The sequence below is a fragment of the Xanthobacter dioxanivorans genome (genome assembly GCF_016807805.1).
Classification (GTDB): Bacteria; Pseudomonadota; Alphaproteobacteria; order Rhizobiales; family Xanthobacteraceae; genus Xanthobacter; species Xanthobacter dioxanivorans.
Genome location: NZ_CP063362.1, coordinates 4,464,126 through 4,490,830 on the forward strand (window position 1 = coordinate 4,464,126; position 26,705 = coordinate 4,490,830).

The 26,705-nt window shown below is 70.2% G+C and carries 14 protein-coding genes, 1 tRNA gene and 3 pseudogenes; 6 read left to right on the forward strand and 12 right to left on the reverse strand.

What is annotated here, in order from left to right; all coding sequences use genetic code 11:
* Window positions 1–267: 267 nt before the first annotated feature.
* Both EZH22_RS20820 and EZH22_RS20825 read right to left on the reverse strand, forming a co-directional pair.
* Window positions 268–456, reverse strand: a complete 189-nt coding sequence (locus EZH22_RS20820) for a hypothetical protein (RefSeq protein ID WP_203192358.1) — start codon at window positions 454–456, stop codon at window positions 268–270.
* Window positions 453–2,540 (reverse strand): ComEC/Rec2 family competence protein, encoded by a 2,088-nt coding sequence (locus tag EZH22_RS20825; protein WP_203192359.1) that lies wholly within the window; start codon window positions 2,538–2,540, stop codon window positions 453–455. The genes EZH22_RS20820 and EZH22_RS20825 overlap by 4 nt, the downstream gene beginning before the upstream one ends.
* A 185-nt stretch (window positions 2,541–2,725) precedes the next feature.
* On the opposite strand from EZH22_RS20825, the gene gltX reads away from it, so the two are divergent.
* Both gltX and EZH22_RS20835 read left to right on the forward strand, forming a co-directional pair.
* Window positions 2,726–4,156, forward strand: a complete 1,431-nt coding sequence (gene gltX, locus EZH22_RS20830) for a glutamate--tRNA ligase (RefSeq protein WP_203196667.1) — start codon at window positions 2,726–2,728, stop codon at window positions 4,154–4,156.
* Entirely contained in the window at window positions 4,153–4,395 is a 243-nt protein-coding gene (locus EZH22_RS20835; protein ID WP_203192360.1) for a sulfurtransferase TusA family protein, read from the forward strand. The genes gltX and EZH22_RS20835 overlap by 4 nt, the downstream gene beginning before the upstream one ends.
* A 32-nt stretch (window positions 4,396–4,427) precedes the next feature.
* Here EZH22_RS20835 and EZH22_RS20840 read toward each other — a convergent pair whose 3' ends face one another.
* Window positions 4,428–5,594, reverse strand: coding sequence for a M20 aminoacylase family protein (locus tag EZH22_RS20840; RefSeq protein ID WP_203192361.1), 1,167 nt, complete (start codon window positions 5,592–5,594; stop codon window positions 4,428–4,430).
* A 151-nt stretch (window positions 5,595–5,745) separates the two neighbouring features.
* Here EZH22_RS20840 and EZH22_RS20845 point away from each other — a divergent pair.
* Window positions 5,746–5,821, forward strand: a tRNA-Lys gene (locus EZH22_RS20845).
* A gap of 230 nt (window positions 5,822–6,051) precedes the next feature.
* On the opposite strand, the gene EZH22_RS20850 is transcribed toward EZH22_RS20845, so the two are convergent.
* The 5 genes and pseudogenes from EZH22_RS20850 to greA form a co-directional block, all read right to left on the reverse strand.
* Window positions 6,052–8,160, reverse strand: a complete 2,109-nt coding sequence (locus tag EZH22_RS20850) for a tetratricopeptide repeat-containing sulfotransferase family protein (RefSeq protein ID WP_203192362.1) — start codon at window positions 8,158–8,160, stop codon at window positions 6,052–6,054.
* A gap of 45 nt (window positions 8,161–8,205) precedes the next feature.
* Window positions 8,206–9,558: pseudogene (locus tag EZH22_RS32660) on the reverse strand (autotransporter outer membrane beta-barrel domain-containing protein); the annotation flags it as partial.
* Window positions 9,507–10,865 carry a beta strand repeat-containing protein gene (locus tag EZH22_RS20860; RefSeq protein WP_231711077.1) on the reverse strand — a complete coding sequence of 453 codons (1,359 nt, stop codon included), beginning with the start codon at window positions 10,863–10,865 and terminating at the stop codon, window positions 9,507–9,509. The gene EZH22_RS20860 and the pseudogene EZH22_RS32660, both read right to left, overlap by 52 nt.
* Complete coding sequence (locus EZH22_RS20865; protein ID WP_203192365.1) at window positions 10,862–13,300, reverse strand: beta strand repeat-containing protein; 2,439 nt, start codon at window positions 13,298–13,300, stop codon at window positions 10,862–10,864. Before EZH22_RS20865 ends, EZH22_RS20860 begins: the two co-directional genes overlap by 4 nt.
* A gap of 215 nt (window positions 13,301–13,515) precedes the next feature.
* Entirely contained in the window at window positions 13,516–13,992 is a 477-nt protein-coding gene (gene greA, locus EZH22_RS20870; RefSeq protein WP_203192366.1) for a transcription elongation factor GreA, read from the reverse strand.
* Between the two features lie 478 nt (window positions 13,993–14,470).
* Between greA and EZH22_RS20875 the strand changes: the two are divergent.
* Window positions 14,471–17,401 (forward strand): annotated as a pseudogene (locus EZH22_RS20875) (cation-translocating P-type ATPase); the annotation flags it as partial.
* A 37-nt stretch (window positions 17,402–17,438) separates the two neighbouring features.
* Complete coding sequence (locus tag EZH22_RS20880; RefSeq protein WP_203192367.1) at window positions 17,439–20,600, forward strand: multicopper oxidase domain-containing protein; 3,162 nt, start codon at window positions 17,439–17,441, stop codon at window positions 20,598–20,600.
* Window positions 20,601–20,640: 40 nt separating this feature from the next.
* Here the strand turns inward: EZH22_RS20880 and EZH22_RS20885 are convergent, their stop codons facing one another.
* The 4 genes and pseudogenes from EZH22_RS20885 to EZH22_RS20900 all read right to left on the reverse strand — a co-directional run bounded on the left by EZH22_RS20885 (window position 20,641) and on the right by EZH22_RS20900 (window position 26,234).
* Window positions 20,641–21,204 carry an SGNH/GDSL hydrolase family protein gene (locus tag EZH22_RS20885; protein ID WP_231711562.1) on the reverse strand — a complete coding sequence of 188 codons (564 nt, stop codon included), beginning with the start codon at window positions 21,202–21,204 and terminating at the stop codon, window positions 20,641–20,643.
* A 258-nt stretch (window positions 21,205–21,462) separates the two neighbouring features.
* A pseudogene (locus EZH22_RS20890) lies at window positions 21,463–23,413 on the reverse strand (MacB family efflux pump subunit).
* A 3-nt stretch (window positions 23,414–23,416) separates the two neighbouring features.
* A complete protein-coding gene (locus tag EZH22_RS20895; protein WP_203192369.1) occupies window positions 23,417–24,694 on the reverse strand; it encodes an efflux RND transporter periplasmic adaptor subunit in 1,278 nt (425 codons plus the stop codon).
* A 13-nt stretch (window positions 24,695–24,707) separates the two neighbouring features.
* Complete coding sequence (locus EZH22_RS20900) at window positions 24,708–26,234, reverse strand: efflux transporter outer membrane subunit (protein WP_203192370.1); 1,527 nt, start codon at window positions 26,232–26,234, stop codon at window positions 24,708–24,710.
* Window positions 26,235–26,580: 346 nt separating this feature from the next.
* Between EZH22_RS20900 and EZH22_RS32940 the strand changes: the two genes are divergently transcribed.
* Window positions 26,581–26,679, forward strand: coding sequence for a hypothetical protein (locus EZH22_RS32940; protein WP_408647742.1), 99 nt, complete (start codon window positions 26,581–26,583; stop codon window positions 26,677–26,679).
* Window positions 26,680–26,705: the final 26 nt, after the last annotated feature.

Consider the following 26,705-nt stretch of genomic DNA (forward strand, 5'->3'; position numbering starts at 1 on the left):
GGCGCCTTTGCGTTCTTCTCCCCCGCGGAGAGGAATGGGGTGAGGGGCGGCGACGGTCGCCATGCTCAACGGGGCCGGTTCCTTCGGGAATGCAGCTCCTCACCCCGACCCTTCTCTTCAACAGTCAGCGTCCGGGCCTCGCCCTGCGCGGCGGCGCACATCCCTGCGTGGGCGCAGGCGCGTCATTCCGTCACGAAATGCCCTCCTTGGTCGTGGGGGCGAACGTGAGGTGCGGAAATGAGGAGGTCGCCGAAAGGCCGCGGACGCTCACGGGGATGCCGCGTCGGCTTCGGCATCCTCGGCAGTGCCGACGCTCACCTCGGCCGGCGCCGGCGGCAGGCGTGGCATCCAGGGGCGCTGGACATGGGGGCGGCGCGTCGGCTCCTCACGCCAGATGCCGTCCTTCAGGAAGTAGGCGAGCGTGCCGGTGCGGGCCAGCGTGGCTGGCGTGATCACCTTGGCGGGGCAATCGGCAGGGGGGCGTCGCGGGTGACGACGATGCGCGATTCAAGGCAGTCCGCCTCCAGGCTTTCCGCCCGGCGCGAGACGGCGATGGTGCCGCCGTCCGGCAGCGGCGCCGTGCAGCCGAAGGCGTCGCAGGAGAAGGCGGAGGCGAGGGTCTTGTCCGCCGCTGTCCGCCTGTCGCCCTCACGCGTCATCCATTGCTCCACGATGAGCTTCTGGCCGCGCGCGCCGATCACCGAAAGGCGACCGTCGGCGCCGCGCACGGCCACCGCCTGCGCATCCGGGGCGATGAGCATGTCCGGTCGTGGCGGCGGCCCCGCCAGTGCGAGGGCAAGGCCGAGGGGGACGATGGCCACCGCCGTCAGGACCCCACGCAGCAGGCAGAGGGCGAGCAAAGCGAGGCTGAGCAGGCAGAGCGTCGCCGGGCCCACCGCATCGAGGCGCACGTCCGCGCCCGGCAAGGCGGCGATGCGGTCGGACACCGCGACCATGATCTCGATGCCCCACCCCATCACCGGCCAGGCGAGATGGTCCCATCCGAAGGGCATCAACAGCACGCCGAGGAGGCCGAACGGCATCACCAGGAACGACACCGCCGGCATGGCCGCCAGATTGGCGAGGAGGCCATAGGGGGCCACCCGCTGGAAATGGAAGACCCCGTAGGGCGCCGTGGCGAGGCCCGCGACCAGGGAGGTGAGCGCGGTTCCGCCCACCAGCACCACGATCCATACCAGCACCTGTCCGGCCCAGCCGTCCGGCCGCGGCACGGCGCGCAGGGGCCGCAGGCGCTCATAGGCGGCCACCAGCGCCAAGGTGGCGGCGAACGACATCTGGGTGCCGGGATCGAGCACCGCCTCGGGGGTGAGGGCCAGCACCACCACCGCCGCCACCCCCACCGTGCGCAACGTGAGTGCGGGTCGCCCGGCCAGCACGCCGGACAGCACCAGCGCGGTCATCACGAAGGAACGCTGCGCCGGCACGTCGTTCCCCGAAAGCACGAGATAGGCGGCACTGCCCGCCAGGGCCACCACGGCGGCGAGGGACTTGATGGGAAAGCCCAGCGCCAGCGCCGGCACCATGGCGAGCGCGGCGCGCACGAGCGCAAACAGCGTGCCGGCCACCAGGGCCATGTGCAGGCCGGAGATGGACAGGATGTGGGTGAGGCCCGACACCCGCATGCTCTCCTCCACGGACGGCGGGATGGCGGAGCGATCACCCGCCACAAGCGCCACGGCGATCTCCGCCGGGGTCCCGGAAAGGGAAGCGCGGATGTGCCGGGCGAGGCCGTCGCGCGCCGCGTCCACGCCCATGGCGACGCGCACGGAAAGGGGGGGATCCGCCGCCGGCGCCGGTTTCGGCCGGCCGAGGCCGTAGCCGACCCCGCCGATGCCCCGGAACCACGGCGCCCGGCCGAAATCGTGCGCGCCCGGCATGGCCGCGCCGAGGGGCGGCAGGAGTTGCGCCAGCTGCGTCACATGGGTGCCCACCGCCGGAGCATAGCCTCGCCGCAAGGACAGGCGCACCAATTCGGGGACCGGATCGAGTCCGCGCACCGGCCCGGGGTCCAGCCGCAGCAGGATGCGGTCGCCGGTGGTGCGGTGCTCCACCCGCTCCACGAAACCGGAAAGTCGCACCGGCCCCTTGGGCGGGATTTCCACCGTGGCGTGGCCCATCAGGGCCGTGCGCAGGGCCCCCGTGGCGAAGCCTGCCGTTACCACGGCGGCGCCGACCAGCGCCGCGAACGCCACGGGCCGCGCGCGCGCCAGCACGGCGGACACCGCGAGCACCAGGGCGAGCCCGAGGGCCACGGCGAGCGAGGGTTCCTGGGCCGCGCCGAAATAGGCAAGGATGCCCAGTGCATAGGCGACGGGGAGCCAGAGGATCAGCCGGCCCGAGTTTGCCTCGGCGGCGAGGTCGCGGACGCCCCGCGCCTGCAGAGCATCGAGCAGAGGAAGCAAGCCCAGCGGCGTTGCACGGCGCGTGGCCGGGCCGGCGGCGGCCCCGCCGAGAATGGCGGAGCGGGCGCCGGCGCGCCTTGCTCCCCTTCCGCCAGTCCCGCCCTGCGTGCCGGTCATCCGCGCCCTTTCGGCCGCCCGTGTTTCTTGTGTCCCGCGCCTATGCTACACGGGCGCCTCTCGCGCGCCATGTGGCGGTGCCGACGGTGCCGCCGGACGCCGCTGCCCGCCCGCCCGTCCGCTGCCTGCGGATCGAGCCTCGCCGAGTCCCGCAAGTCCGAGTTCGCCCCATGTCCGAGTTGCCGATGTCGCAGATCGTCACCCGCTTCGCCCCGTCCCCCACCGGCTTCCTGCACATCGGCGGGGCGCGGACGGCCTTGTTCAACTGGCTTTTTGCCCGGCACACGGGCGGAAAGATGCTGTTGCGCATCGAGGATACCGACCGCCAGCGCTCGACGAAGGAGGCCATCGCCGCCATCATCGACGGGCTCAGCTGGATGGGCATCACCTGGGACGGCGACCCGATCTACCAGTTCGCGCGGGCGGACCGGCACCGCGCCGCGGTGGAGGAGATGCTGGCGAAGGGCAACGCCTATCCCTGCTACGCGACCCCGCAGGAGCTGGAGGAGATGCGCGAGCTCGCCCGCAAGGAGGGGCGCCCGCCCCGCTACGACGGCCGCTGGCGCGACCGCGACCCCTCCGAGGCGCCGAAGGACCGCCTGCCCGCCATCCGCCTGAGGGCACCGCAGGCGGGCGAGACCGTCATCGAGGACATGGTGCAGGGCACCGTCACCTTCCCCAATAAGGATCTCGACGATCTGGTGCTGCTGCGCTCGGACGGCACGCCCACCTACATGCTCGCCGTGGTGGTGGATGATCATGACATGGGTGTCACCCATGTCATCCGCGGCGACGATCACCTCACCAACGCCGCCCGGCAGACCCAGATCTACCGTGCCCTGGGCTGGGAGGTGCCGCACATGGCCCACATCCCCCTCATCCACGGGCCGGACGGCGCCAAGCTGTCCAAGCGGCACGGTGCGCTCGGCGTGGATGCCTATCGCGACATGGGCTACCTGCCGGCGGCGCTGCGCAATTACCTCGTCCGCCTCGGCTGGAGCCACGGCGATCAGGAACTCTTCTCCACCGAGGAGATGGTCCGCTATTTCGACCTCGACCGGGTCGGCCGCTCGGCCGCGCGCTTCGATTTTCAGAAGCTCGAGAATCTCAACGGCCAGTACATGCGCGCCGCGGGCGATGCGGAGCTGCTCGACGCCGTGGACGCCCTCGTGCCGCACCTGCCGGATGCCGCGCACCGGCTCGCCCGCATGACGCCCACGCACCGGGCCCAGCTCGCCGCGGCCATGCCGGGGCTGAAGGAGCGGGCCAAGACGGTGGTGGAACTGCTCGACAACGCGGAGTTCATCTTCGTCGAGCGCCCGATCCCCCTCGACGAGAAGGCGGCCACCCTCCTCACCGCCGAGGGGCGCGCCCATCTCGGGCGCCTCGTGCCGCTGCTGGAGGCTGCGGACTGGACGGCGCAGGCCACGGAGTCCGTGGTGCGCGGCTATGCCGAGACGCAGGGCGTGAAGCTCGGCGCGGTGGCGCAGCCCTTGCGTGCCGCCCTCACCGGCAAGGCCACCTCCCCGCCCATCTTCGACGTGCTGACGGTGCTGGGCCGCGAGGAGAGCCTCGGCCGCCTGAAGGACCAGGCAAAAAGGGAACTGGCAGAGTGAAGGCGGCCGCACCGGCCACCGTGGAGCTGGACCTGCGGGGGCTCAAGTGCCCCCTCCCCGCTTTGCGCACCCGAAAGGCGCTGGCCACCGTCGCGACCGGCACCCGGCTCATCGTCACCTGCACCGATCCTATGGCGGCGATCGACATTCCCCACGTGGCGCAGGAGACGGGAGCCGCCCTGGAAGAGCGCACAGTCGAGCAGGGCCGCCTCACCTTCGTGCTGCGCAAGGGCAAGTGACGCTCGACTGACAGCTCGACGGGGGAGGCGCCTCAGAGAGTCAGCGGCAGCGCCCGCTCCACGAGGCGCACCCAATAGGATGTGCCGTAGGGAATGGCGGTGTCGGCAAAGTCGTACTGCGGATGATGCAGCCCGGCCGAGGGACCGTTGCCCACGAAGATGTACGCGCCCGGCTTCTGCTCCAGCATGTAGGCGAAGTCCTCGGCGGCCATGAGCGGGGGGGCGGCGGCGTCCACGTCCGCGGCCCCTGCCACCTCGGCCGCCACCTCGGCGGCGAAGGCGGTCTGCGCCGCATGGTTGCGGGTGACGGGATAGCCTTCCTCGAACGTGACCTTCGCCGTCGCGCCATAGGCGGTGGCCACGCCTTCCGCCACCGCCGTAATGCGCTGGCGCAGCTGCAGGCGAACATTCTGGTCGAGCGTGCGCGCCGTGCCGGCCAGCTTGGCGGTGGGCGGCAGCACGTTGTCCGCCTCGCCCGCGTGGAACATGCAGATGGAGATGACAGCCGCCTCCAGCGGATCCACGTTGCGAGCCACCACCTGCTGAAGTGCGGTGACGATGGCGGAGCCCACCAGCACCACGTCCACCCCCTGATTGGGACGCGCCGCATGAGCGCCCCGTCCCTCGATCTCGATCTCGATATGGTCGGCCGAGGCCATGATGCCGCCGACGCGCATGGCGAAGCGGCCCACGTCCAGCCCCGGCAGGTTGTGCATCCCGTAGACCTCGTCCACCGGGAAGCGGGCAAAGAGCCCCTCGTCGATCATGGCGCGCGCGCCTGCCCCACCCTCCTCCGCCGGCTGGAAGATGAGCACGGCGGTGCCCGAGAAGGCGCGGGTTTCCGCCAGGTGCTGGGCGGCGCCGAGCAGCATCGCCGTGTGTCCGTCATGACCGCAGGCGTGCATCTTGCCGGGAGTTTCGGAAGCGTAAGGCGCGCCGCTGCGCTCCAGGATGGGCAGCGCATCCATGTCGGCCCGCAGGCCGATCATCCGTCCTGCGCCGCGCCCGTGCACGATGCCCACCACGCCGGTGCCGCCGAGACCCGTCACCACCTCGTCGCAGCCGAAGGCCCGCAGCTTCTCCGCGACCACGTGGCTGGTGCGCGGCAGATCGTACATGAGCTCGGGGTGGCGATGGAGATCCTGCCGCCAGGCCGCGATCTGTTCGGCGCGGGCGGCGATGTGGTTGTTGACGGGCATGGCAATTCCGAAAGCTTGCAAAGACCCATGGTGCGGAACGCGGGCGAGCGGGTCAATGGCTCTTCGCGGTGCACCACGCAGGCGAAGTGGCCCCGCCCTGCCCCGCCGGCCTTGACCCTGCCGCCTTGACCGCCTAACCACTGCCCTGAGTGAGCCCGTAGCTCAGCCGGTAGAGCACGTGACTTTTAATCATGGGGTCTCGGGTTCGAATCCCGACGGGCTCACCAGAAAATCAAAAATTTGAATCGGATCGCGACGCCTCTGTGGCGTGCTCGATAGCCACGCTGGAACCGCTGCGGTGGCCTTGGGCCCCGATCGGCCCAGGGCGTCGCCGTCAAATGGCCGGTGTAATGCGCGAAATCGCGAATCGAATGGGTGTCGCCGCCGTGGCGCGCGTGAACCGGGTGCTCTCGCGCCTCACGGCCCTGATGCCCCCCGTCACCGGGGCGCCGATGCATCACCTGGCCGAGGCGCTCCCCGGTCCCAGCGCGTCGACCAGCGGCTGAAGGGCCGGGCCGTAGCGGCGCCAGCGCCCCACGGAGGTGGCATAGAGCGGCTCGCGCACCTGCGTGATGCTGGCGGTGCGGATCGGACGGTCGGTCTCGTGAAAACGCAGGCAGGCCGGGTCCCATTCCTCGCCGCATCGCTGGATGAGGCGCCGCGCCGCGCTCTCGATGTCGCGGACCACCTCCTCGTACTGCACGTCGAGGATCGCGCCGGCAGGGAGCACGTGCTGCCAGTGCTCCATCAGCTGCGCATATTTCCCGTAGTAGCGCGCCAGCTCGCCGAAGTCGTAGCTGTAGTGGATGTCGTCCCGGAACAGCTTGGAGAAGCAGGAGATGCAGGTGTCCACCGGATCCCGTCGGCAATGGATGATGGTGGCATGCGGAAACAGGATGTGGATCAGGCCCACATAGAAGAAATTGTTGAGCATCTTGTCGATCACCACGCGCCTTCCCGGCGCGAGGCGCGGCATTGAGGCGCCGTAGGTGGCGATGATGTCGCGCATCTGATCCGGCTCCATCAGATGCATGAGCTCGGGGTAATGAACCATGCCGCCGAAGTCCTGGTCGATCCTGCCGACCGCACGGTGCAAATGGTCCATCTCGCCCCCGCCCTGGATCCGGGCGTGGCTGGCGAGGATCTGCTCCACCAGCGTGCTGCCCGAGCGCGGCATGCCGACGATGAAGATGGGCCGGGCCTGCGGGTCGCCGCGCCCGGATCGTTCCGCGAGAAAGGCACGGGTGAAGATGGTGCGCACGCGGTCGAAGATCGCGTGCGTGGCGGCCTCGTCATAGGTCAGGAGCGCCCGCTTGAGGCGGGCGCCGCTCATGAACTGGGCCAGCGCGTCCGCGTGCCGCCCGGCATCGTCATAGGCCTTGCCGAGGGCGAAGTGCAGGGGAATGCGCGCTTCCTCCCCAGCCTCCCCGGCGACGGCATCCTCGAGCGCGCCGATGCAGGGGTCGTCCCGCGTCACCTTCCGCGCCGAGACAAGGTTGATGAGGCTGTTCAGCGAGCCGGGATCGAGCCGCAGGGCCTGCTCGAACTGCGCCCTTGCCCCGCGCAGGTCGCCGCTCTCCATCAGCAGCAGTCCGAGGATGTTGAGGGCATCAAGATGGTCGGGGTCGATGTCGAGCGCACGCCGGGCGATGGCGATGGCGTCTTCGACGCGCTCCAGCTCGCGCAGGATCCGGGCGAGGATGGTCAGTGTCGGCACATGGTCCGGATTGGCGCGCAGCGCCCGCTGGCAGGCGGAGCGCGCGCCCTCCGCCTTACGCTCCTGCAGGAGGCCCTGCGCCAGGTAGAAGGCCGGCTCGGGGCGATCGGGCGCGGCGGAGATGGCGAGCGCGAGGACCGCGAACGCCTCCTCGCTGCGCTGCTGGTCGAACAGGGACAAGGCGAGGGACGTGTAGGGCTCCACATAATCCCGCTTGAGCGCGATCGCCTGCTGGAAGGCGAGGTCCGCCTCCCGGAAGTTCTGCTGCTCCCGCAGCATGTTGCCGAGGTTGTTGTGGGCCTCGGCATAATGGGGCCGGCATGCGATCGCCGTCTTGAAGGCGGCGATGGCCTCGCCCGGCTGCTTGCCTGCCCTCAGCGCATTGCCAAGGTTGTTGTGGGCTTCGGCGAAGGCGGGCTTGAGCGCGATGGCCTTGCGGTAGAGGGCGATGGCCTCGTCCAGGTCGCCGCTTTCGAACAAGGCGATGCCGAGATTGTTGGCGCCCGGCGCGTAGGCCGGATCGCACGCCACCGCCGCCCGTCCGGCGGAGATGGCGCCGGCGAGATCGCCGAGCTGCCGGCGCATCTCGCACAGGTTGCTGTGATAGGAGCTGCGGCCGGGGTCGAGGGCGACCGCCTGCTCCATGAAGGCCGCAGCCTCCGCCAGCCGCGCGGACTGGGCAAGGATCACGCTGACGAGATGCGCCGCCTCGGCCGACGCGCCTGTCTTCTCCAGCACCGCGCGGGCCAGCGCCTCCGCCGCCGGCCATTGCCCGGCGCGATAGAGGTCCCACGCCTGCACTAGGGCCTGGGCCGAGCCGAGCACGGGCCCCGGCCGCGCCGGACTCATTCCGCCTTCCTCCCCATGGACCATCCCCTCAGAAGCGCAGCCTCAGCTGGGCGGAGGCGGTGCTGTTCGAATAGCCGTCGCCCCAGCTTCCCCGATATTCGAAGTAGCCGTCCAGATTGCGGCTGAAGGCGAAGGACAGGCCGGCGGCGGCGAGCGCCTGGTCGCGCGGGCCGTTGCTGAGGATATCGAACGAAATGGTGCTGTCGGCGAGGAAGGCGGCGCCGAGGCTCGCGTCGGCGTCGAGATACTCATGCTGCCAGCCCGCCTCCAGCCGGGCGGTCAGGGGCACGCCGCCGGGCAGGCCGAGGGGCTGGACGAGCCGGAACCCGAGCGTCGACTGCAGGGAGTTGGTGGTGTCCGCCGTCGCGGCGAGATTGAAGACGCCCGCGCCGCGCTCGACGAAGGCGTCGGTGGCCAGCGCCGCATAGGCGAGCCGCGCATAGGGCTCGAACCGGCTCGATGCGGCGAAGGCATAATCGTAGCCCACCTCCCCACCACCGCGCCGGCATTGCCGGCATAGGCGGAGCGGGCCGTGCGCACGGAACCGGCATAGGCGATGCTGCGGTTCAGGTCATAGGCTTGGTGACCATAGGTGCCGAACAGGTTGGCATAGAGCGGGCCCCATTGCCGCTCCACATAGAGCGAGCCGGTCCACTGGTCGATGGAGCCCGCGGCCGGCATGGTGAATGACAGGTCGGCGGTCTGGTAGCTGAACACGGCGCCGCCGCGCGCGTCGTCGCCAAAGGCGCGCTCCACGCCGCCGAGGACACCACCGCCGGAGCTGGACACCGTGCCGTCGCCGGTGGAAAGGCTACCCCAGCTGCCGAACGGCCGCAGCCAGACCCCGGATGTGGGCGCTGCGCCCCCGCCGTCGCCAGGTGCGCCGGCCAGCCCGGCCCATGGGCTCGGGGCTTCGAGGCTCACCTGCCCCCCGGCATAGGAGAGCAGGGCGCTGCCGCCGCCGGGCGCGAGGGGCAGGTCGCGGGTGGCGGCGAGCTGCTGGCTGATCTGCCCGTTCAGCGTGCCGAACATGGCGCCGCCGGCGGATTTCGCCTGAGCCAGCGGCGCGCCCGACATCTGGTTGATGAGCGTCGCGACCTGGGCGTCGGTGCCGGAATAGAAGCTATCGATCACCGGGCTCAGCGGCGATGCGAGGGACAGGCGCGCATAGTTCAGGTCGATGCCGGCGGCAAGCGACCGGCCGCTGGCGTTCAACCCCGCCAGGGAGGTGGTGGCGTTGCGCGTCAGGACCAGGCTCGCGCCGTCCGCGTCATAGATGACGCCGGCGGAAAGCAGGCGGTTGGGCGTCGTCACGTCGGTGAAGGCGCCGTCGATATCGGTCGAGCTCACGAGATCGTAGGTGGTGGTCCTCGATCTGAGGCCCGAGGCGCCCTGCACCGCGAGGGTGCCCGAAAGGCTCGCGCTGGTGGCGGAGATGGGCGCGGCGGTCCATTCGGGGGAGAGGTAGACACCAAGGGTGCCGCCGGGGGCCTGCATGTAGGAGGAGGCGGAGATGGCGCTGTCGGCGGCGAGGAGCAAACTGCCGCCATTTGCCACGGTGAAGGTGCCGATGGCGACCGCCGAGCCGGTGAATGCCAGCGCCACCGGCGCCCCTCCCCGCCCACGGTCACCGAGGCGAGGCTTTCGAGCGTGCCGGAATAGGCGAAGCTGCTGGCGGTGCCGGCCAGGACGGCGAGGCTGCCGAGGCCGCCGCCGAAGACGTCACCGGCGAAGGTGCCGCCGCTCCAGACGATGGTGTCGACATGGTGGGACGACAGGACGATGTCGCCGATGACGCCGCCATCCTGGAGGAAGACGCGTGTCGCCCCGCCCTCGCCGGCGAGGTCGATGGCCGTGGCGGAGCCCCCCGATGCGGTGGCCTTGATGGTGCCCGTATTGGTGAGCGTGCCGATGACGCTGCCTCCGGCCACGCGGATGGCGGTTGCGCTCGCCGACTGCGTTCCGATGGCATTGGCGCTGATGAGGCCGCTGTTGACGATGCCGGATGCCACCGTCACCGGTCCATCGCCTGCGAGGGTGGCCGGCGCTCCGAGCGTGGCGAGAAGCGTGCTTTCGGCGGGGCTGAGCGTGCCGCCGGCGAGGCTCGTGCCGAGCGCCAGCGCCACCACGGTGACGTCGGTGCCGGAGGCGACGGCCGCCAGCGTGCCGCTATTGCTGATGGAGCCCCCCACGCTGCCCTGCGCGATCTGCAGACCCGTGGCGACGGCGCGGGCGTCGGTGCTGCTCCCGGTCGCCGTGGCCTCGGCCGCCGCGCCGATGAAACCGGAATTCGAGATGCTGCCGCCGATGCCGCCCGTGGCGTCGATGGCGATGCCGTAGGCATAGGCCGATGCCTCGGCGGTGCCGGTGCCGCCGGCCCTCGCCGCAGCATTGGCCAAAGAGAGAATTCGCGCGCTGTTGGAGAAATCGCCGCCGATCCCGGCGCCACCCGCCGTCAGAAGTCCGATGGACGACGCGTTCGCGATCGCCGTCGTCGCCAGGGGCCCCGCCGCTCCGTCCGCGGTGACACGCGCCGTCGTCCCGACGCTGATGTCGCCGGAATTGGCGAGGGAACCGGAAATCCCCGCCGAGCCGGTGACCATGAGGCCGAGGCCCAGTGCGCTGCCGTTGCCGGCGGCGGTGGCCTCAGTGCTCCCGGCCCCCCCGGCGGAGGCCGTGACCGTGGTGGTGTTTTGTGCCGTCACCCGCACGGTGCCGCTATTGTCGAACCCGGACAGCCCGGCGGTGGCAAGAAGGACGCCGCCGCCGAAGACGATCCCGGTCGCGCCGGCATCCGCGCTCGCCTGTCCGGTCCCCCCGTGGCGGTGGCGGAGGCCGTGAAGTTTCCGAGGGCCGCCGCGGAGATGGCGCCGGTGTTGAGGAAGGAGCCGGTGACGGCGCCGGGCGCGGCGAGGACGCCGAGCGCCAGCGACAGGCCGTCCGACACGGCCATCGCCTCCGCCTTGTCGGCGGTCGCCGTCGCGCGATCGGTGATCGACAGCGCCTGGCTGACGGAAATGACGCCGGAATTGGAGAGGCTGCCCGCGAGTCCGTCGAGCGACAGGTAGATGCCGTAGCTTGCCGCCACGGCCCCATCCAGGCCCGGCGTGGTGCTCACCGTGGTCGACTGGCTCGCGGCGCTCGCGCTTGCCGTGCCGCCGGCGAGGTTCGCCGCTGCGCTCGCCACGTTGGCGATGGTGACAGTCGCGCTCAGGCCGATGGTGCCGGAATTGGCGATCCGCGTGGTCGGCACCGTCCCGGCCGAAGGGCCGCCCGCGACTTCCTGGATGTTCAGGCCGAAGCTGGTGAGGGAGGGGGCGGCCGAATTGGCGGAGGCGGTCGCCTTGGTGCCGCCCGTCGCCGTCGCCACGAGGCCGGAGGAGAAAGCCGAGGAGAGGTCGATGATGCCCGAGTTCGTGACCTCGGCCACGTTCGGCGCGTCGACGAGGATGCCGCTCGCCGTGTTGGTAGCGAACAGCAGGGCGCCCACGAGGAAGGACGAGCCGGAGCTGAAGCTCACATCGGCAACCGCCTCGCCCTGCGACTGGGCGGTGCCCCCCTGGCTTCCGGTGGCGGTCGCGGAGAGGGTGATCTGGGCGGAATTGCCCACCGTGGCGTTGTAGTTCGCCGCCTCGAAGCCGGACGAGGCCACGCTGATGCCGGCGAGCCGGGTCTGCACGAAGCCGGAACTTTCCACCTTCGCGTCATGGCTGGTGGCCCCGCCCGATCCGGTCGCCGTCTGCTGGCTGGTGAAAGCGGCGGTGGCATCCAGCGTCACCTGTCCGCTGTTCAGCACGGGCCCGGTGAGGGTCTGGGTGGCGACGTCGATGCCTGTGAGCTGGACCGCCGCGAAGGCCTGCAGCCCCACCTCGGCGGCGGTCGTTCCGGTGGCGGTCCCGGTGAGGGTCGTGGTCGCCTGCCCGCTGACGTCGATGACGCCGGTGTTGCTCAGGCCGCCCAGGCTGCCATTGGCGATGGAGACACCGTAGGCGGTCACGGAACCGCCCACGGAGCCGGATTCGAAGCTCGTCTCGGGACTGGTGGGCGAATTGTGGTTGATGAGCGAGGCCTTGCCGGGGCCGATCACGCTGCCCACGGCAACGACGCTCGCCGTGCCGGACACGGAGAGGGTGCCCGTATTCTCGAACCTCGTGACCTGTGCCTCGTTGGCCAGGACGCCGGCCGCGAAGACAACCGCGCTCGATTCGATCAGCCGGCCGAGGCCGGCATTGGCGGAGGTTGCGACCACGGAAAAATTGGTGGCCTGCGTCATGGCGCCGACGACGTCGATGATGCCGGAATTGGTCATCGAGGTTCCGGTCACCCCGGACGGCATGGCCGCGCCGCTCTGCGACATCACCACCCCCACCGCCCGCGCCGTGGAGGCAGCCAGCAAGGTCGCGCTCGAAGAGCGGGCGAGGTTATGGGTGATCGTGCCCCTGGCGCTCGCGGAGATGGAGCCGGCATTGTCGAACCCGCTCGCGGCGGCGGTGTCGTACGCGATCACGCCGTAGGCGTAGACCGTCGTCACCGGATTGAGCTGCGAGTAGTGGTCGGAGGGGGTGAGGGCGGCGGTGATGTCGTTGGAGACGTCGATGACGCCGGTGTTGGTGTTCACGATGCCGCCGGCCATGTAGCTGTCCAGCTGCACGCCGTAGGCATATTCGGAGAGCGCCACGGTGCCGCTGGTCTTGACGACGACGTCGGCGACGGCGTTCCGGCTCACCGTGACCGACCCGCTGTTCTGGAAGCCTCCATTCAGCGGCGCGCTGTTGTAGAGCACGATGCCCTTGGTTTCCCCCGACGCGGAGACGGAGGTGCCGCCGCCGTGGATGTCCAGCTTCGACAGGGTCTGCGCGATGTTGACCGTGCCGGAATTGACGATGCTTCCGGAAATCGCCGTGCGGTAGATGGTCAGCGCCTCCGCGCTGTTCCTGGTGTTCTCGGTGATGACGATGCCGCCGAGGTTCAGAACGCTCCCGAAGGGCGCGCCGGCGGTGTTCATGTCCACCACCACGGGGGTCGTGAAGACCGTGCCGGAGGGGATGATGAAATCTTCAGCCCGGGCGCCGGAAGCCGCCAGGGCGATGGCGATGACGGAGGTGGAAGCGAGCAGACGCGATGAGATGAGGCGGGTCATGCGCAACTCGGATTTTTTGGCGTTGAACCAGGTTTGTCGCCGCGGCACGCAGGGGCAGGACGTGCTATTTTACCGAATGTATCGGCCGGTCTGGCTCCCGCGCAATGGTCAAGTTCCCGCTCCGGTCTGAGGCGGATTGCCGTGAAGGCGATCCACCACGCCGATATGGTCGGGGTTCCGGGCAAGCCGCCCCTGCCCCTGCCCCGGGGCGGGCCTCAGGCGATCTCCACCACCTCCACCTCGCGACCGGCCACCAGAGCCACGTCGCCGACCGTCTTGCCCATCACGGCGCTGGCCAGCGGCGAGACGTAGGACACCGAGCCCCTCGCCGGGTCCGCCTCGTCCTCGCCGACGATGCGGAACGTCTGCCGGCGGCCATCCTCGCGGTCGAGGGTGACGGTGGTGCCGAACTGCACCGTCCGGGGGTCGGGATGACTCTCGATCAGCTGCGCATTGGCCCGGCGGGCGCTGTAATAGCGCAGGTCCCGGGTGGCCCGTGCCATGGCGGTGCGGTCGGCCTGCACGTCGCCGGTCTGCGCCGCCCCATAGGCCGCCCGCGCCTCGGCCAAGGCCGCATCCAGCGCCGCCAGCCCGGCCGCCGTCACCAGATTGGGATGCGGCGAGATCGGCCGGTCCGGCAGGTCGGCGGCGGTGGCTTCGAGGTCATTCTCGCGCGTGAAGGCGACGGACATGTCTTGCGGGTTCCAGGTGGCGGCGGGCCTCTTGTCCGGTCGGCCACGGCGACCACCGGCCCGCGCCGCTGCATGCTTTGTCGTTCGGCACGGGGGCGGGATAGTCGCGCGCCGCCGTCCGGCCGGCAAGGGCCGCCTCGAGCCGGGCACCAAGCGGACCCGCGCCTCAAATGGTTGCGTCGAAGAGGCAGATCACCGTCAGCCCCGCGATAGGAGAGCGACACGGTGCTTGAGGTCGGGCCCGGGCGCGGTTATCGCGCGTGCCGTCATGGCGCGTGCGGTCATGGCGTCGGCCGTTGCGGGCGGCGGCGCCTGCCGATCGGGAACTCCCACCTTTTCTGGGCGGAGGAACGCTTCGGCAGGATTTGCTCGAACTTTGGCCTGGATCAGGGTACGCGCGGCCGGAAGCCGATTATCTTTACGGCATGCCGATTGCCCCAGCCGTTATCCCACCTGACGACTCCTACCGGAATACCCCGAGGCGGTTCTCGCCGCGCTCGGTGCCGATCCCCGCTCCGGCCTCAGCCGGGCCGAGGCCGGGCAACGCCTGAAGGCCCACGGGCGGAATGTGCTCGACGCGGTGCCGCCGCGCCCGGAATGGCGAAAGTTCCTCGCCCAGTTCGCCGACGTGCTGGTGCTGCTTCTGCTCGTCGCGGGGCTGATCTCGGCCGCGGTGTGGCTGCATGAGCGCGATGCGCCCCTGCCCTACGAAGCCCTGGCGATTCTGGCGATCGTGCTCCTCAACGCCCTCATGGGCTACATCCAGGAAGCGCGGGCGGAACAGGCGGCGGCGGCCCTGCAGCAGATGTCCGCCACGCGATCGAACGTCATCCGCGATGGCGCGCAGACCAGCCTCGACGCTGCCGAGCTGGTGCCCGGCGACATCATACGGGTCGCCGAGGGGGATACGATCCCGGCCGACGCGCGGCTCATCCAGTCCGCCGCCCTGCAGACGGTGGAGGCGGCGCTTACCGGTGAGAGCATTCCGACCTCGAAGGATGTCGCCGTGATCCCGGGGGAGGCCGAGCTCGGCGACCGCCGCAACATGCTCTTCAGCGGCACCACCGCGGTCTACGGCCATGGGCTGGCGGTGGTCACGGCCACCGGCATGCGGACCATGATGGGGCGCATCGCCGGCATGCTGGAGAAGGCGCCGGACGAGGTGACGCCGCTTCAGCGGGAACTGGCGCGCGTCGGCCGGTCGCTGGCGATCGTCGTGGTCGCGATCGCCGTCACCATGATCGGCACCATCTTCCTCATGGGCGGCGTGCATGGGTTCGCCCAAGCGTTCGACGTGCTCATTCTCGGCGTCGCCCTCGCCGTCGCCGCGGTGCCCGAAGGCCTGCCGGCGGTGGTCACCGCGGTGCTGTCGCTGGGCATGCAGCGCATGGCGCGTAAAAAGGCCATCGTCCGCCGCCTCTCGGCGGTGGAGACGCTGGGCTCGGCCACCATCATCGCCTCCGACAAGACCGGCACGCTGACCAAGAACGAGATGACCGTGCGCCGGGTGGTCACGGCGAGCGGAAGCGCGACCCTCACGGGGACCGGCTATGCGCCGCACGGCGCGGTCGACCTGGTGGCGGCCGAAGGCTCCGGCGCGGCGCTGCAACTGGAATTGATCCGCGCCCTGACCGCCGTCGAGCGCGCCAACAACGCCCTTCTGAGCGAGGGCGATGCCGGCTGGGTCGTGCAGGGCGATCCGACGGAGGGGGCCCTGATCGTTGCCGCGCGCAAGGCCGGAGTGTCGGCCGAGATCCTCGATGCGCGCTTCCCGCGCATCGGAGAGGTGCCGTTCTCCTCCGAACGCAAGCTGATGAGCACGATCCACTCGGATGCCGAGCGCCCCGAGCGCCTCGTCATGGTGACCAAGGGCGCCCCCGACGTCCTGCTCGCGCGCTGCGCCCACGAACTGGTCGGGCATGAGGCCGTTCCGCTGGGCGCCGGGCGCCGGGCCGCCATCACGGCCAGCAATGACGGGCTGGCCGAGGAGGCGTTGCGCACCCTCGGCGTCGCGTTCCGCTCGCTTCCGATCGATCGCCCCGACGGCGCCACGTTCGACGAGGAGGACGAGCGCGACCTTGTCTTCATCGGTCTGATCGGGATGATCGACCCGCCGCGGCCGGAGGCGCGCGAGGCGGTGCTGCGGGCGCAGCGCGCGGGCATCCGCTCCATCATGATCACCGGCGACCACCCCAAGACCGCAGCCGTCATCGCCATCGAGCTGGGCATCTCGTCGGACGGCCTTGCCGTCACGGGCGCGCAGGTCGCGGCCATGACCGGGGAGGAACTCGACCGGACGGTGCGGCAGGCTTCGGTCTATGCGCGCGTCGATCCCGAGCACAAGCTCCGGATCGTGCAGGCGCTCCAGCGCACGGGAGAGACCGTTGCCATGACCGGCGACGGCGTCAACGACGCCCCGGCGCTGAAGACCGCCGATATCGGCATCGCCATGGGGGTCACCGGCACCGACGTGTCGAAGGAGGCGGCCGACATGGTGCTGGCGGACGACAATTTCGCCACCATCGTCGCCGCCGTCGCGGAGGGGCGCGCGATCTTCGCCAACATCCGCAAGTTCCTGCGCTACCTGCTCTCGTCGAACATCGGCGAGGTGATGACCATGTTCTTCGGCATCCTCTTCGCCGATGCCATCGGGCTTTCCGCCGCGGCTGCGGGCAGCATCGCGCTGCCGCTGCTGGCGACGCAGATCCTCTGGATCAACCTCATCACCGATGGGGCGCCGGCGCTCGCCATGGGGGTCGACCCGGCCGATGCGGACGTGATGCTCCGCCCACCCCGTTCGCCCGGCGAGGGCGTGATCACCGGACGCATGTGGCGCGGCATCTTCTTCGTCGGCACGGTCATGGCGGCCGGCACCCTGCTCGTGCTCGACGCTTCGCTGCCGGGTGGATGGATCGAGGGATCGGGCACGCTCGCCTACGGCCAGACCATGGCTTTCACCACGCTGGTGATGTTCCAGCTGTTCAACGTGTTCAACGCACGCTCGGACGAGCAGAGCGCGTTCCTCCGGCCCTTCGCCAACCGGTGGCTGCTCCTCGCCGTTGTCGCCTCGCTGATGATGCATGCCCTGGCGATCTACGTGCCCGTGCTGCAGCAGGCGTTCTCCACCGTCGGCCTCGGCGCCGGGGATTGGCTGCTGTGCGTGGCGGTCGCGAGCTCGGTGCTGTGGCTGCGCGAGCTGACCAAATTCGTGGCGCGCAGGATGGCGCCACGCTCACATCCCCGCGCCCCGCCTGATCGACCGAGATCGGCCGAACGCCACCCCCTTACCCGCCGGCCGACGACACCGCCGCGACGGCGGGCGGATGATGGGCGGGGCGTCCCGCTTGGTGCTAAGGTCCTGCCCAGGCGGGATCGGCAGGGGGAAATCCATGACATCGGCTCAAGCTGAACGACCTCCAAGCGGTCGCTTTCCTGCCGTCCAGGCGATGCTCGCGCTCTGGGCCCTCTCCGGGGTCGGTCTCGTGCTTGCCCAGGACCGCGTCCATGCGCAGGAGCGGACGGCGCCCGAACTCCGGGAGCCGGTGACGCTCGCCAGCAAGGACGGCGTGCTCGAAGTCACGCTCACGGCGCGCCAGGGGTCGGTCCGGCTCGACACGGCAAGCGCCCCGGTGGGGAACGCACTGGTCTTCGGCTACACCCTGATCCGCGGCACGGCGTCGAACGGCGCCGCATCCGCGACGGATAGCTACCCGGCCCCGACGCTGCAGGTCTCCCCCGGCGAGACCTTGGTCATCCATCTTGAGAACGGCCTCCAGGACCTGACGATCCGGGAGTTCTTCGATCCGAAATACACGCCGCTGGGCGGCACGGTCCCGACCTATCCCGAGCAGCTCACGCAATCGCCGCTCAACCTGCACACCCATGGCCTGCATGTGAGCCCGAAGGGCAATTCGGACAATGTGCTCCTGCACCTGCCGGCGGGCACATCGAACACTTACACCTACCGCATCCCCGCCGATCATCCGCAGGGGGCCTACTGGTACCACCCTCACCTCCACACGCTGACGACGACCCATGTCTATTTCGGTCTCGCCGGCCTGCTCAACATCGGGCGCACCGACGGCAACCTGCCGGTGGTGACGCAGAAGGCCATCTCGATCCGCAACATGGCGTTCCAGTACAATTTCGTGTTCGACCGCCAGGGCCCGAACCCGCAGTTCAACAACCCGTATTGGAGCCAGTTCGTCAGCACGCTGGAGCCGCCGGCCGGGGAGGCGCTGGCGAACGGCACCTATCGGCCGCTGCTCGCGCCGGTGAACTTCACGGCCTCCAGGCCCGGCACGCGCTTTGCCACCGTCTGGTATGCCGGCCCCCTGTCGATCAACAACATGCGCGGGCGCTTCCAGTTCATTCCCAACAACCTGCAAGCCTTCACCCCCCATGCCGGCACCGGAGAGCGGGTCCCGGCCAATCCGAGCCTCCCCGACCACCTGCGCGACATGCAGTTCACCGTGAACGGCCAGTTCCAGCCCACCCTCCGCAGCAAGCCGGGGCAGACGGAGATCTGGGTCCTCTCCAACATCAGCGACATCGGCTACATGAACCTCCGCCTCACCGAGACGGCGACCGGTCGCCACCCCCGGTTCGCGATCGTCGGGCAGGACGGCAATCCCAGCCCTGTCGTCCGCTATCCTGTGGGCGAAGGCGGCACCCGGCTGCTGATCCCGCCAGCGTCGCGCTTCGCCATCGCGGTGACCATGCCGGAGGAGGGCGACCTGGTCCTCGAAATGCCACCCCTGGGCGGCGGCGCGCGCACGGAAAACGCGCCGGGCATCCTCTACACCAGCAACGGCACCGCGAACCCGCCCGGCGTGCTGGGCACGCTGAGCGTCGCGCCGTCGGCGGTCAGCTATTTCGACGGCTTCTTCTTCTTTCCCACCCAGCGCCTGCTGCGGGCCGTGCCGGCCGGCGGCAAGGGCGAGACCACGGCGTTTGCGGACGGCCAGCCATTGGGCACCCCCAATGTCTTCGAGGATCTGTCGAAGCTCACGCCGGACCTGACGCGACACATCCTGATCAACGGCGGATTCCTCAACGATCTCGCCAGCAAGGCCGACCCCAAGACCTTCATCTACGCTTTCGACAGCGAAGCCTTCCCCAATGTCCCGCTGATCCAGCCGCGCCTCGGCTCGGTGGAGGAATGGGTGTTCCGGAACGAGAACAACGACGAGCACCCGATCCATGTGCACGTCAACGATTTCCAGGTCACCGCCGCGTCGGACCCGACGATCGACCTGAAGATCGGGCCGGAGATGCAGGCCGTCGACAACGCCAACGTGCCGGCGCCGAACCTCGGCCCCGGGGAATCGGTGATCCAGCCCGGCACGCTCGCCATGCGCACGCGGTTCCTGGACTATGCCGGGCTCTTCGTCATGCACTGCCATCGCCTCAATCACGAGGACAACGGCCTGATGGCGCTGGTCAACGTCATCCCGGCGGTCTCATCCTACGCGGTGTCCGTCCCCGGCGCGCCGGGGCGGCCGGCGACGGTCCGGGTGCTCGACGGCAACGGCGACCGGCTGATCGCCACGGTCACCCCGTTCGCCGGCTTCGAGGGAACCGCGAGCGTTGCCATGGGTGACGTGGACGGGGACGGTGTCTACGACCTCGTCGTCGGCGCCGGGCCGGGCCAGGCGCCCGAGGTCGTCGTCTATTCGGGAGCGGCCAGGAACGGCGCCCTCCCCTTCTCCCGGGAGCTGGCCCGCTTCACGGCCTTCGACCCGGCCGAGAAGGGCGGCGTCAGCGTCGCCGTCGCCCAGATCGATGGAACGAGCGCGGACAATGTCATCGTCGGCTCGGGGCCTGGGGCGCGCAGCCAGGTGAAGGTCTTCCGTTCTTCGCTGCTGCCCCTGGGCTGGGCGCTGGCCGAGTTCTCCTCGTTCAGCCCTTATGGCGACGATCGCTCGGGCGTCACCGTCAGCTCGGGCTTCGTGGACTTCTCGACAGGCCGCCAGAGCATCGTGACGGCGCCCGGCCCCGGCGCGCCGGGGCTGGTGAAGGTCTTCGTCTTCCCGCTCCTCGGGCCGCTCGGGGCCGGCTCCGGGCCGGGCGGCCTGCTCGCCCAGGCCTCCGGCACGGCGCTTTCCCCGTTCGACAACATCTGCCGCGCCAGCACCGACCAGGCCGAGCCGGTCACCACTGCCGAGTTTGCCCCCTTCGGCGACAGCTACCGGGGTGGGGTGACCCTCGCCACCGGCTGGCTCGCCGGGGTTCTCGGCGGCGCCCAGCGGATCGTGGCGGGGCAGCTCGACGGTGGGACGGTCAAGGTGTTCACCAGCGGCTCCGCGCTGGATGGCGGGCCTCCCATGTATTTCCACAGCGCGGCCGCGCATCCCCCGGTCGTCTTCAAGGAGATGATCACGTTCCAGCCGTTCGGCGCGGGACGGCGCGGGCTGAGCGTGGCCGCGACCAGCACCACCGAGGGGGCGGATCTCCTCGTCAGCGCCCCGCCCGACGGGAGTGATCCGGCAAGGGTCCTGCGCTTCCAGCTGTTCCGGCCGGATGCGTCGGCAAAATCGCTGAATGCCCGCCTGGTGGGAGAAACGAAGCTGGCCAGCCCCGGCCGCCTTGTGCTGGGCGGGGATTGAGGCCGCGCTCGGTTGGCGGCGTGCGAGGCCGGGGCCCGGCTCACCGCGCGACCTTCACGCTGCACGCTGCCTCGGACAGGCGAGCCCGCCACAAGGCGGCGCCCGCGGGGGTCGGATGCAGTCCGTCCCGCGTGATGACCTCCCTCGGCGCCGGCACGACGTGGGCGCCGGTTTCGGCGGCGATGTCTCGGATCACCGCATTGGCACGCTGGATGAAGTCCTGGTCCAGCTGGGTCACGAAGCTGGAAATGCGCGGATCCACGGGGTTGATCTCCACCAGCACGAGATCGCGTCCGGCGAACAGCGCGACGAGGGTGCGGTAGTCGTCCGCCCACTGGGCGATGTCCGGGTGGGGCGGAAGGGAATCGTTGATGCCGATGGCGATCACCACCCGTTCCGGCGCCAGCCGCACCGCGAAATCCGGGGCTTCGGCGAGGAGGTCGGAAAGCCGGTCGCCGGGCACGGCGGCGTTGAACACGCGGGCGCCGCACAGGTGCCCCGGGGCCGCCTCGTAGGTGATGCTGTCGCCGATGGCGAGCACCGGGGCGCGGGTGAAATTGGAGCGGATCGTCGCCTCGATCCGCACGCGATCGCGCATCGGCATGTGGCTCACGGCGGTCCCTGCCGCGAGGGCGGCCGCCGCCCCTGCGACCAGGCATCCGAGTGTGCGCCCCGACACGCGCCAGGATCTGCGTCGCCACAGCCGGCGTAAACGCGAAAGGCCCGGTCCGGACAGGGTGCTGCCGCGCAGGCGAAGCTCCGTCTGTCCTGCGGCACCCTCCGGGGGCCGTTCGGTGGATTGCATCATCGTGGTCACCTTGTCCTGGGAAGCTCGCCGGAGGGATGCGGCGCCGCTGAACCGTCAATCACGCGAAAGCGCCGCCACCGGGTCGAGGCGCGAGGCGTTGCGCGCCGGCAGATAGCCGAAGGCGACGCCGATCAGCGTCGAGCACAGCACCGCCGCGACGATGGACGCGGTGGAATAGACCAGCTGGAAGTTGGACCCGAGGAAGGAGAAGCCCACGCCGAAGGCGAGCGCCAGCAGGATGCCGGCGATCCCGCCCACGAGGCAGACCAGCACCGCCTCGATGAGGAACTGCCGCAGGATGTCCCCCTGCCGCGCCCCCACCGCCATGCGCACGCCGATCTCCCCGACCCGCTCGGAAACCGACACCAGCATGATGTTCATGACGCCGATGCCGCCCACCACCAGCGAGATGATCGCGATGGCGGCGATCAGCGCGGTCATGGTCTCGGTGGTGGCGGTGATGGTCTTGCGGATATCGTCGGTATTCAGGATGAAGAAATCCTTGGTGCCGTGGCGCTGCAGGAGGAAACGCGTCAGCTGCTGCTCGGCCAGCTCCACCGGCGTGTCGTCCGCCACCCGCACGGTGATGGAGCGCAGCGACCGGCTGCCCAGGTAGCGGGCCTGCACCGTCGTGTAGGGCAGGTAGATGGAGAGGTTCTGGCTGGAGCCGAAGCCACCCTGCTGCGGCGCCGCGATGCCGACCACCCGGCAGAACACGTCGCCCACGAGGATCACCTGCCCGAGCGGGCTGCCGGGGAAATCCCGGAACAGGGTCTTGCGCGTGTTCTCGTCGATCACCGCGTCCAGCGCCATGGTGCGCACGCTGTCGGCGTCGAACAGGCGGCCGGCGGCGAGCTTCGTGCCGCGGGCGGCGAAATAGCCCTCGCCCACGCCGTTCACCAGCGCATTGGCCTCGATGGCGCCGAAGCGCACCGTCTTCTGGGTGGAGACGGTGGGCGTCACCGCCGCCACGTAGCGCTGCTTGGCGAGCTCGGCGGCGTCGGAGACCACCAGCGTGGTGATCTTGCCGGAGCGCGTGTCGCCGAAATTGCGGCCGGCGAAGATCTCCAGCGTGTTGGTGCCGAGGTTCGAGATGTTGGCCAGCACCTGCCGGCGCGATGCCGATGATGATGCCGAGCATGGTGAGGAAGGTGCGCAGCCGGTGCGCCTCCATGGTCAGCAGGGCCATCATGAAGGCCTCGCGCAGGGACCCGGCCAGCGCCTGCAAGCGGGCGACGCGGGACAAGACGCCGGGCCGCCGGCCCTCCCCCGCCGCCCCGGCGGGGGGCATCGCGACCGCGGCAATGCCGCCGGTGCGCTCATGGCGGCGGTCGGCGACAATCTCGCCGTCGCGGATCTCGATGATCCGGTCCGCCCGCGCCGCGACCTTCATGTCGTGGGTGACGATGATGATGGTCCGCCCCTCGCCGTGGAGCTCGTCGAGGATGCGCAGCACCTCTTCGCCGCTGCGCGTGTCGAGGGCGCCGGTGGGCTCGTCGGCGAGGATGACCCGCGCGCCGTTCATCAGCGCGCGGGCGATGGAGACGCGCTGCTGCTGCCCGCCGGACAGCTGGCCCGGCCGGTGGCCCGTGCGGTCGGCCATGCCGAGCCGGGCGAGCAGCCCCTCGGCGCGGGCCTGGCGTTCGTCGGCGGCCTCGCCAGCATAGATGGCGGGGATCTCCACGTTTCCGAGCGCGGTCAGCTCGGAGAGCAGGTGATAGCGCTGGAAGATGAAGCCGAAATGTTCGCGGCGCAGCGCGGCGAGGGCATCCGGCTCCAGCGCCGCCGTCTCCTGCCCGCCGATGCTGTAGCTGCCGTGGGTGGGGCGATCAAGACAGCCGAGGATGTTCATGAGGGTGGACTTGCCGGAGCCGGAGGCGCCGACGATGGCCACCATCTCCCCCTCGTGGATGACGAGGTCGATGCTCTTCAGCACCGTGATGGTGCCGTCGCCGGAGGGAAACTCGCGGGTGAGGCCGTCCAGGACGATGAGTGGCTCGGCCATCGGCTAGAGCCCCATGGGCGGTGGGCCGGACCGGCGTGCCGGTGTGGCCGCGCCGGTGGTCATCTCGCCGGTCACGACGCGATCGCCTTCGTTCAGGCCCGAGCGGATCTCGGCGGTGACCTTGTCGTTGAGGCCGACGTCCACCCGGCGCCGCGCGAGGCTTCCGTCGGCACCGACGACGCGCACCGCATAGCCGTCACCGGCGCGCACCAGCGCCGTGGAGGGAACCGTGAGCACGCCTTTGGCCGCGCCCAGGACGATATGCACTTCGGCCGTCATGTAGGTGCGCAGGCGCCCCTCGGGGTTCGGCACGTCGAAGACGCCGATATAGTAGATGGCGGAGGAGGAGCTCGACGACGAGGAGCTGCTTGTCGAGGAGGACGACGAGGATGTGGTGAAGCTGCTGTCGGTCTTGATGGATTCCGGCGCCGGCTCGATGAAGTCCAGCCGCCCCTCGAAGCGCCGGTCCGGATCGCCGAGGATGGTGAACCACAGGGGCAGGCCGGGGCGCACCTTCACGATGTCCGCCTCGGAAATCTCCGCCCGCACCGTCATCACGTCCAATTGGCCGAGGACGACAATGGTGGGCGCGGACTGGCTGGCATTCACGGTCTGGCCCTGCTGGGCGACGATGGCCAGCACCGTGCCGTCGGTGGGCGCGGTGATGCGCGTGTAGCCGAGATTGGCCTTGGCCGTCTCCACCGCGATCTCGGCCTCCACGATCTGGGCGTCGAGGGCCTCGAGCTGCGCCCGCGTGGTTTTCACGTCCGCCTCGGCGGATTCGAAATCCGACTGGGAGACCGCCTTCTGGGCCACCATCGTCTTCTGCCGGGCGAAGGTCTGCTCGTTGCGCAGCAGCGTCGCCTCCTTCTCTGCCTTCTGGGCGCGGACGTTGGCGAGGGCGGCGCGGGCGGTGCGCAGGGCGTTCTCCTGGGTGACGGAATCGATCTCGGCGACCAGGTCGCCCGCTTTCACCCGCTGGCCCAGCACCACCCTCAGGCCGGTGATGCGGCCGGAGGCCTGCGAGCCCACCGCCACCAGCTTCACCGGCTTCAGCGTGCCGGAGGCGAGCACGGTCTCCTCCACGTCGCCGCGCACGACGGGGGCGATCGAGAGCCCGGCATTGGGATCCGGCGCGGTAGAGCGGACATAGGCATAGGCGCCGCCGGCGAGCACCAGCGCCATCACCACCCAGCGCCAGAGCCCGCGCCGGCGCTTTGCCGCGGGGCGGCGGCCGAGGCCGGCCGACACCTTGTCGTCGATGGGAGAAAGGGCGTTCATCGGGGCTCCCGGATCATTGCGTCGCCGCCGGCGCAGGTGCGGGGATGGTGAGGGGCGCGAGGCGTGGGCCGGTATTGCGGTCCACCACTTCCGGCGTCGAGGTGTCCACCACTCCGTCCCAGCCGCCGCCCAGGGCCTTGTTGAGGGCCACGTAGTATTTGGCGATGGCGACCCGGCTCTGGAGCAGGGAATCGTCCGCCGTATAGAGCGAGCGCTCGGCGACCAGCACGTCGAGGAAGCTCGACGAGCCGTTCTCATACAGCGTCCGGGACAGGCGGTTGGCCTCGCGATAGGCGGTGGCGGAGCTGGCGAGGCTTCTCGCCTTGAGCCGCTGCTGGGCGAGGGAGACGGAAGCGTTCTCCACGTCCTCCAGCGCGGTGAGCACCGCCGCCCGATAGGCGACGAACGACTGGTCGCGCTCCGCCTCCGCCAGTTCCTCGGCCGCCTTGAGCTGGCCGCCGGTGAAGATCGGCACGGTCAGCGTGGGGCCGAACGACCAGCTGATGGACGATCCCCTGGCGAGATCTCCCACCTGAGCGCCGGTGGTGTTCAACGTGCCGGTGAGGCTGACGGAGGGATAGCGGTTCGCCTCCGCCTGGGCCACAAGCGCGGTGGATTGGCCGAGCTGGCGCTCGGCGGAGCGCACGTCCGGCCGGTTCACCAGCACATTCGCCGGAATGCCCCTGGGCACCGGCAGGCGCGGCGCCGGGATGGGCCGGGAGCCAGACAGCCGCTCCGCGAGCGCCGACGGCGCGCGGCCCGTGAGCACGCCGAGCCGGTGCATGCTCTCGGCATAGGAGGCCCTGAGTTCGGGAATGGCGGCTTCGGTGCTCGCCGCCTGGCCGGTCGCGTTGGCCACGTCCACGGCGGAGGCGCCGCCTGCATCGAGCTTGCGCTGGGTGAGGGCAGCCGTCGCCCTTTGGGATGTGGCGGTGCGCTGCGCGAGCGCGATGCGCGCCTGATAGCCGCGCGCGTCGATATAATTGGAGGCGATGTCGCCCACGAGGGTGAGCAGCGCCGCGTCGAGGTCGTCATTGGCCGCATCGACCCCGTAGCGCGCCGCCTCCACGCCGCGCCGGTTGGCGCCGAACAAATCGAGTTCCCAGCTGGCATCGAAGCCGGCCTGGAATTCGGTGTAGGTGCTGGCCACGGTCACGTCGCCGCCGGTCGAGACGTTGCCGCCATTGTCGCCGCGCGTGGCCGAGGCATTCCCGGTGACCTCAGGGAACAAGGTGCCCACCGCCTGGCGATAGGAGGCGCGGGCGGCGCGCACCTTCGCCTTGGCCGTGGCCACATCGAGATTGCCGGCGACCGCCTCCTCCACGAGGGCATCAAGCAGGGGGTCGCCGAGGCGGTGCCACCAGCGGGCGAGGTGCGGCTGCGCCTCGGCGCGTGGGCTGCGTCCGCTTCCCCAGTGTGAGGGCACGATCAGCTCGGGCGTCTCGTAGTCGGGGCCGACGGCGCATCCTCCAAGGCCGAGAAGGAGAACCAGCGCAAGCGCCGGCCCTGCAGGCCGGCGGCCGGCTTCAGGCTGCCTCATGCCCGGCCCCCGCCGCCCGATGGGCAGCGGTCTCTGATGGGGCGAGCTTGCGTCGGTGGAATCATGACTATCCGCTTGCGATCCGGGTCCCGCCGCGGCGCCCGGTGGAGGCCGTACGAGGCGGGAGCAGTGCGGCAGCATTCTGTCCACGTCGGTGTCCGCAATGGGCCACCGGCGAGTCTTTTATTTTCCGCAATGTATCGCAACGTTTCCGGCAACGCTCCGGTCGTGCCCCCGCGGCCTGTTTGATGGGCCGCGCCGTTGCCCGGCAAGGAATGCCGCACCGATTGCGCCGCGTTGACTTCGCTGCGGCGGCCTGGAGCCGGGCAAGCGCGCGGATTTCGTCATCCTCGACCGCGACCCGCCGGACGCCGCGCCGGAGGAGACATCGCAGTCGCGGGTGCGCGCCACGTATGTCGATGGCGTCCCCATCTACCAGAAGTGACCGCGACCCGCCGGTGCCTTCCCGTC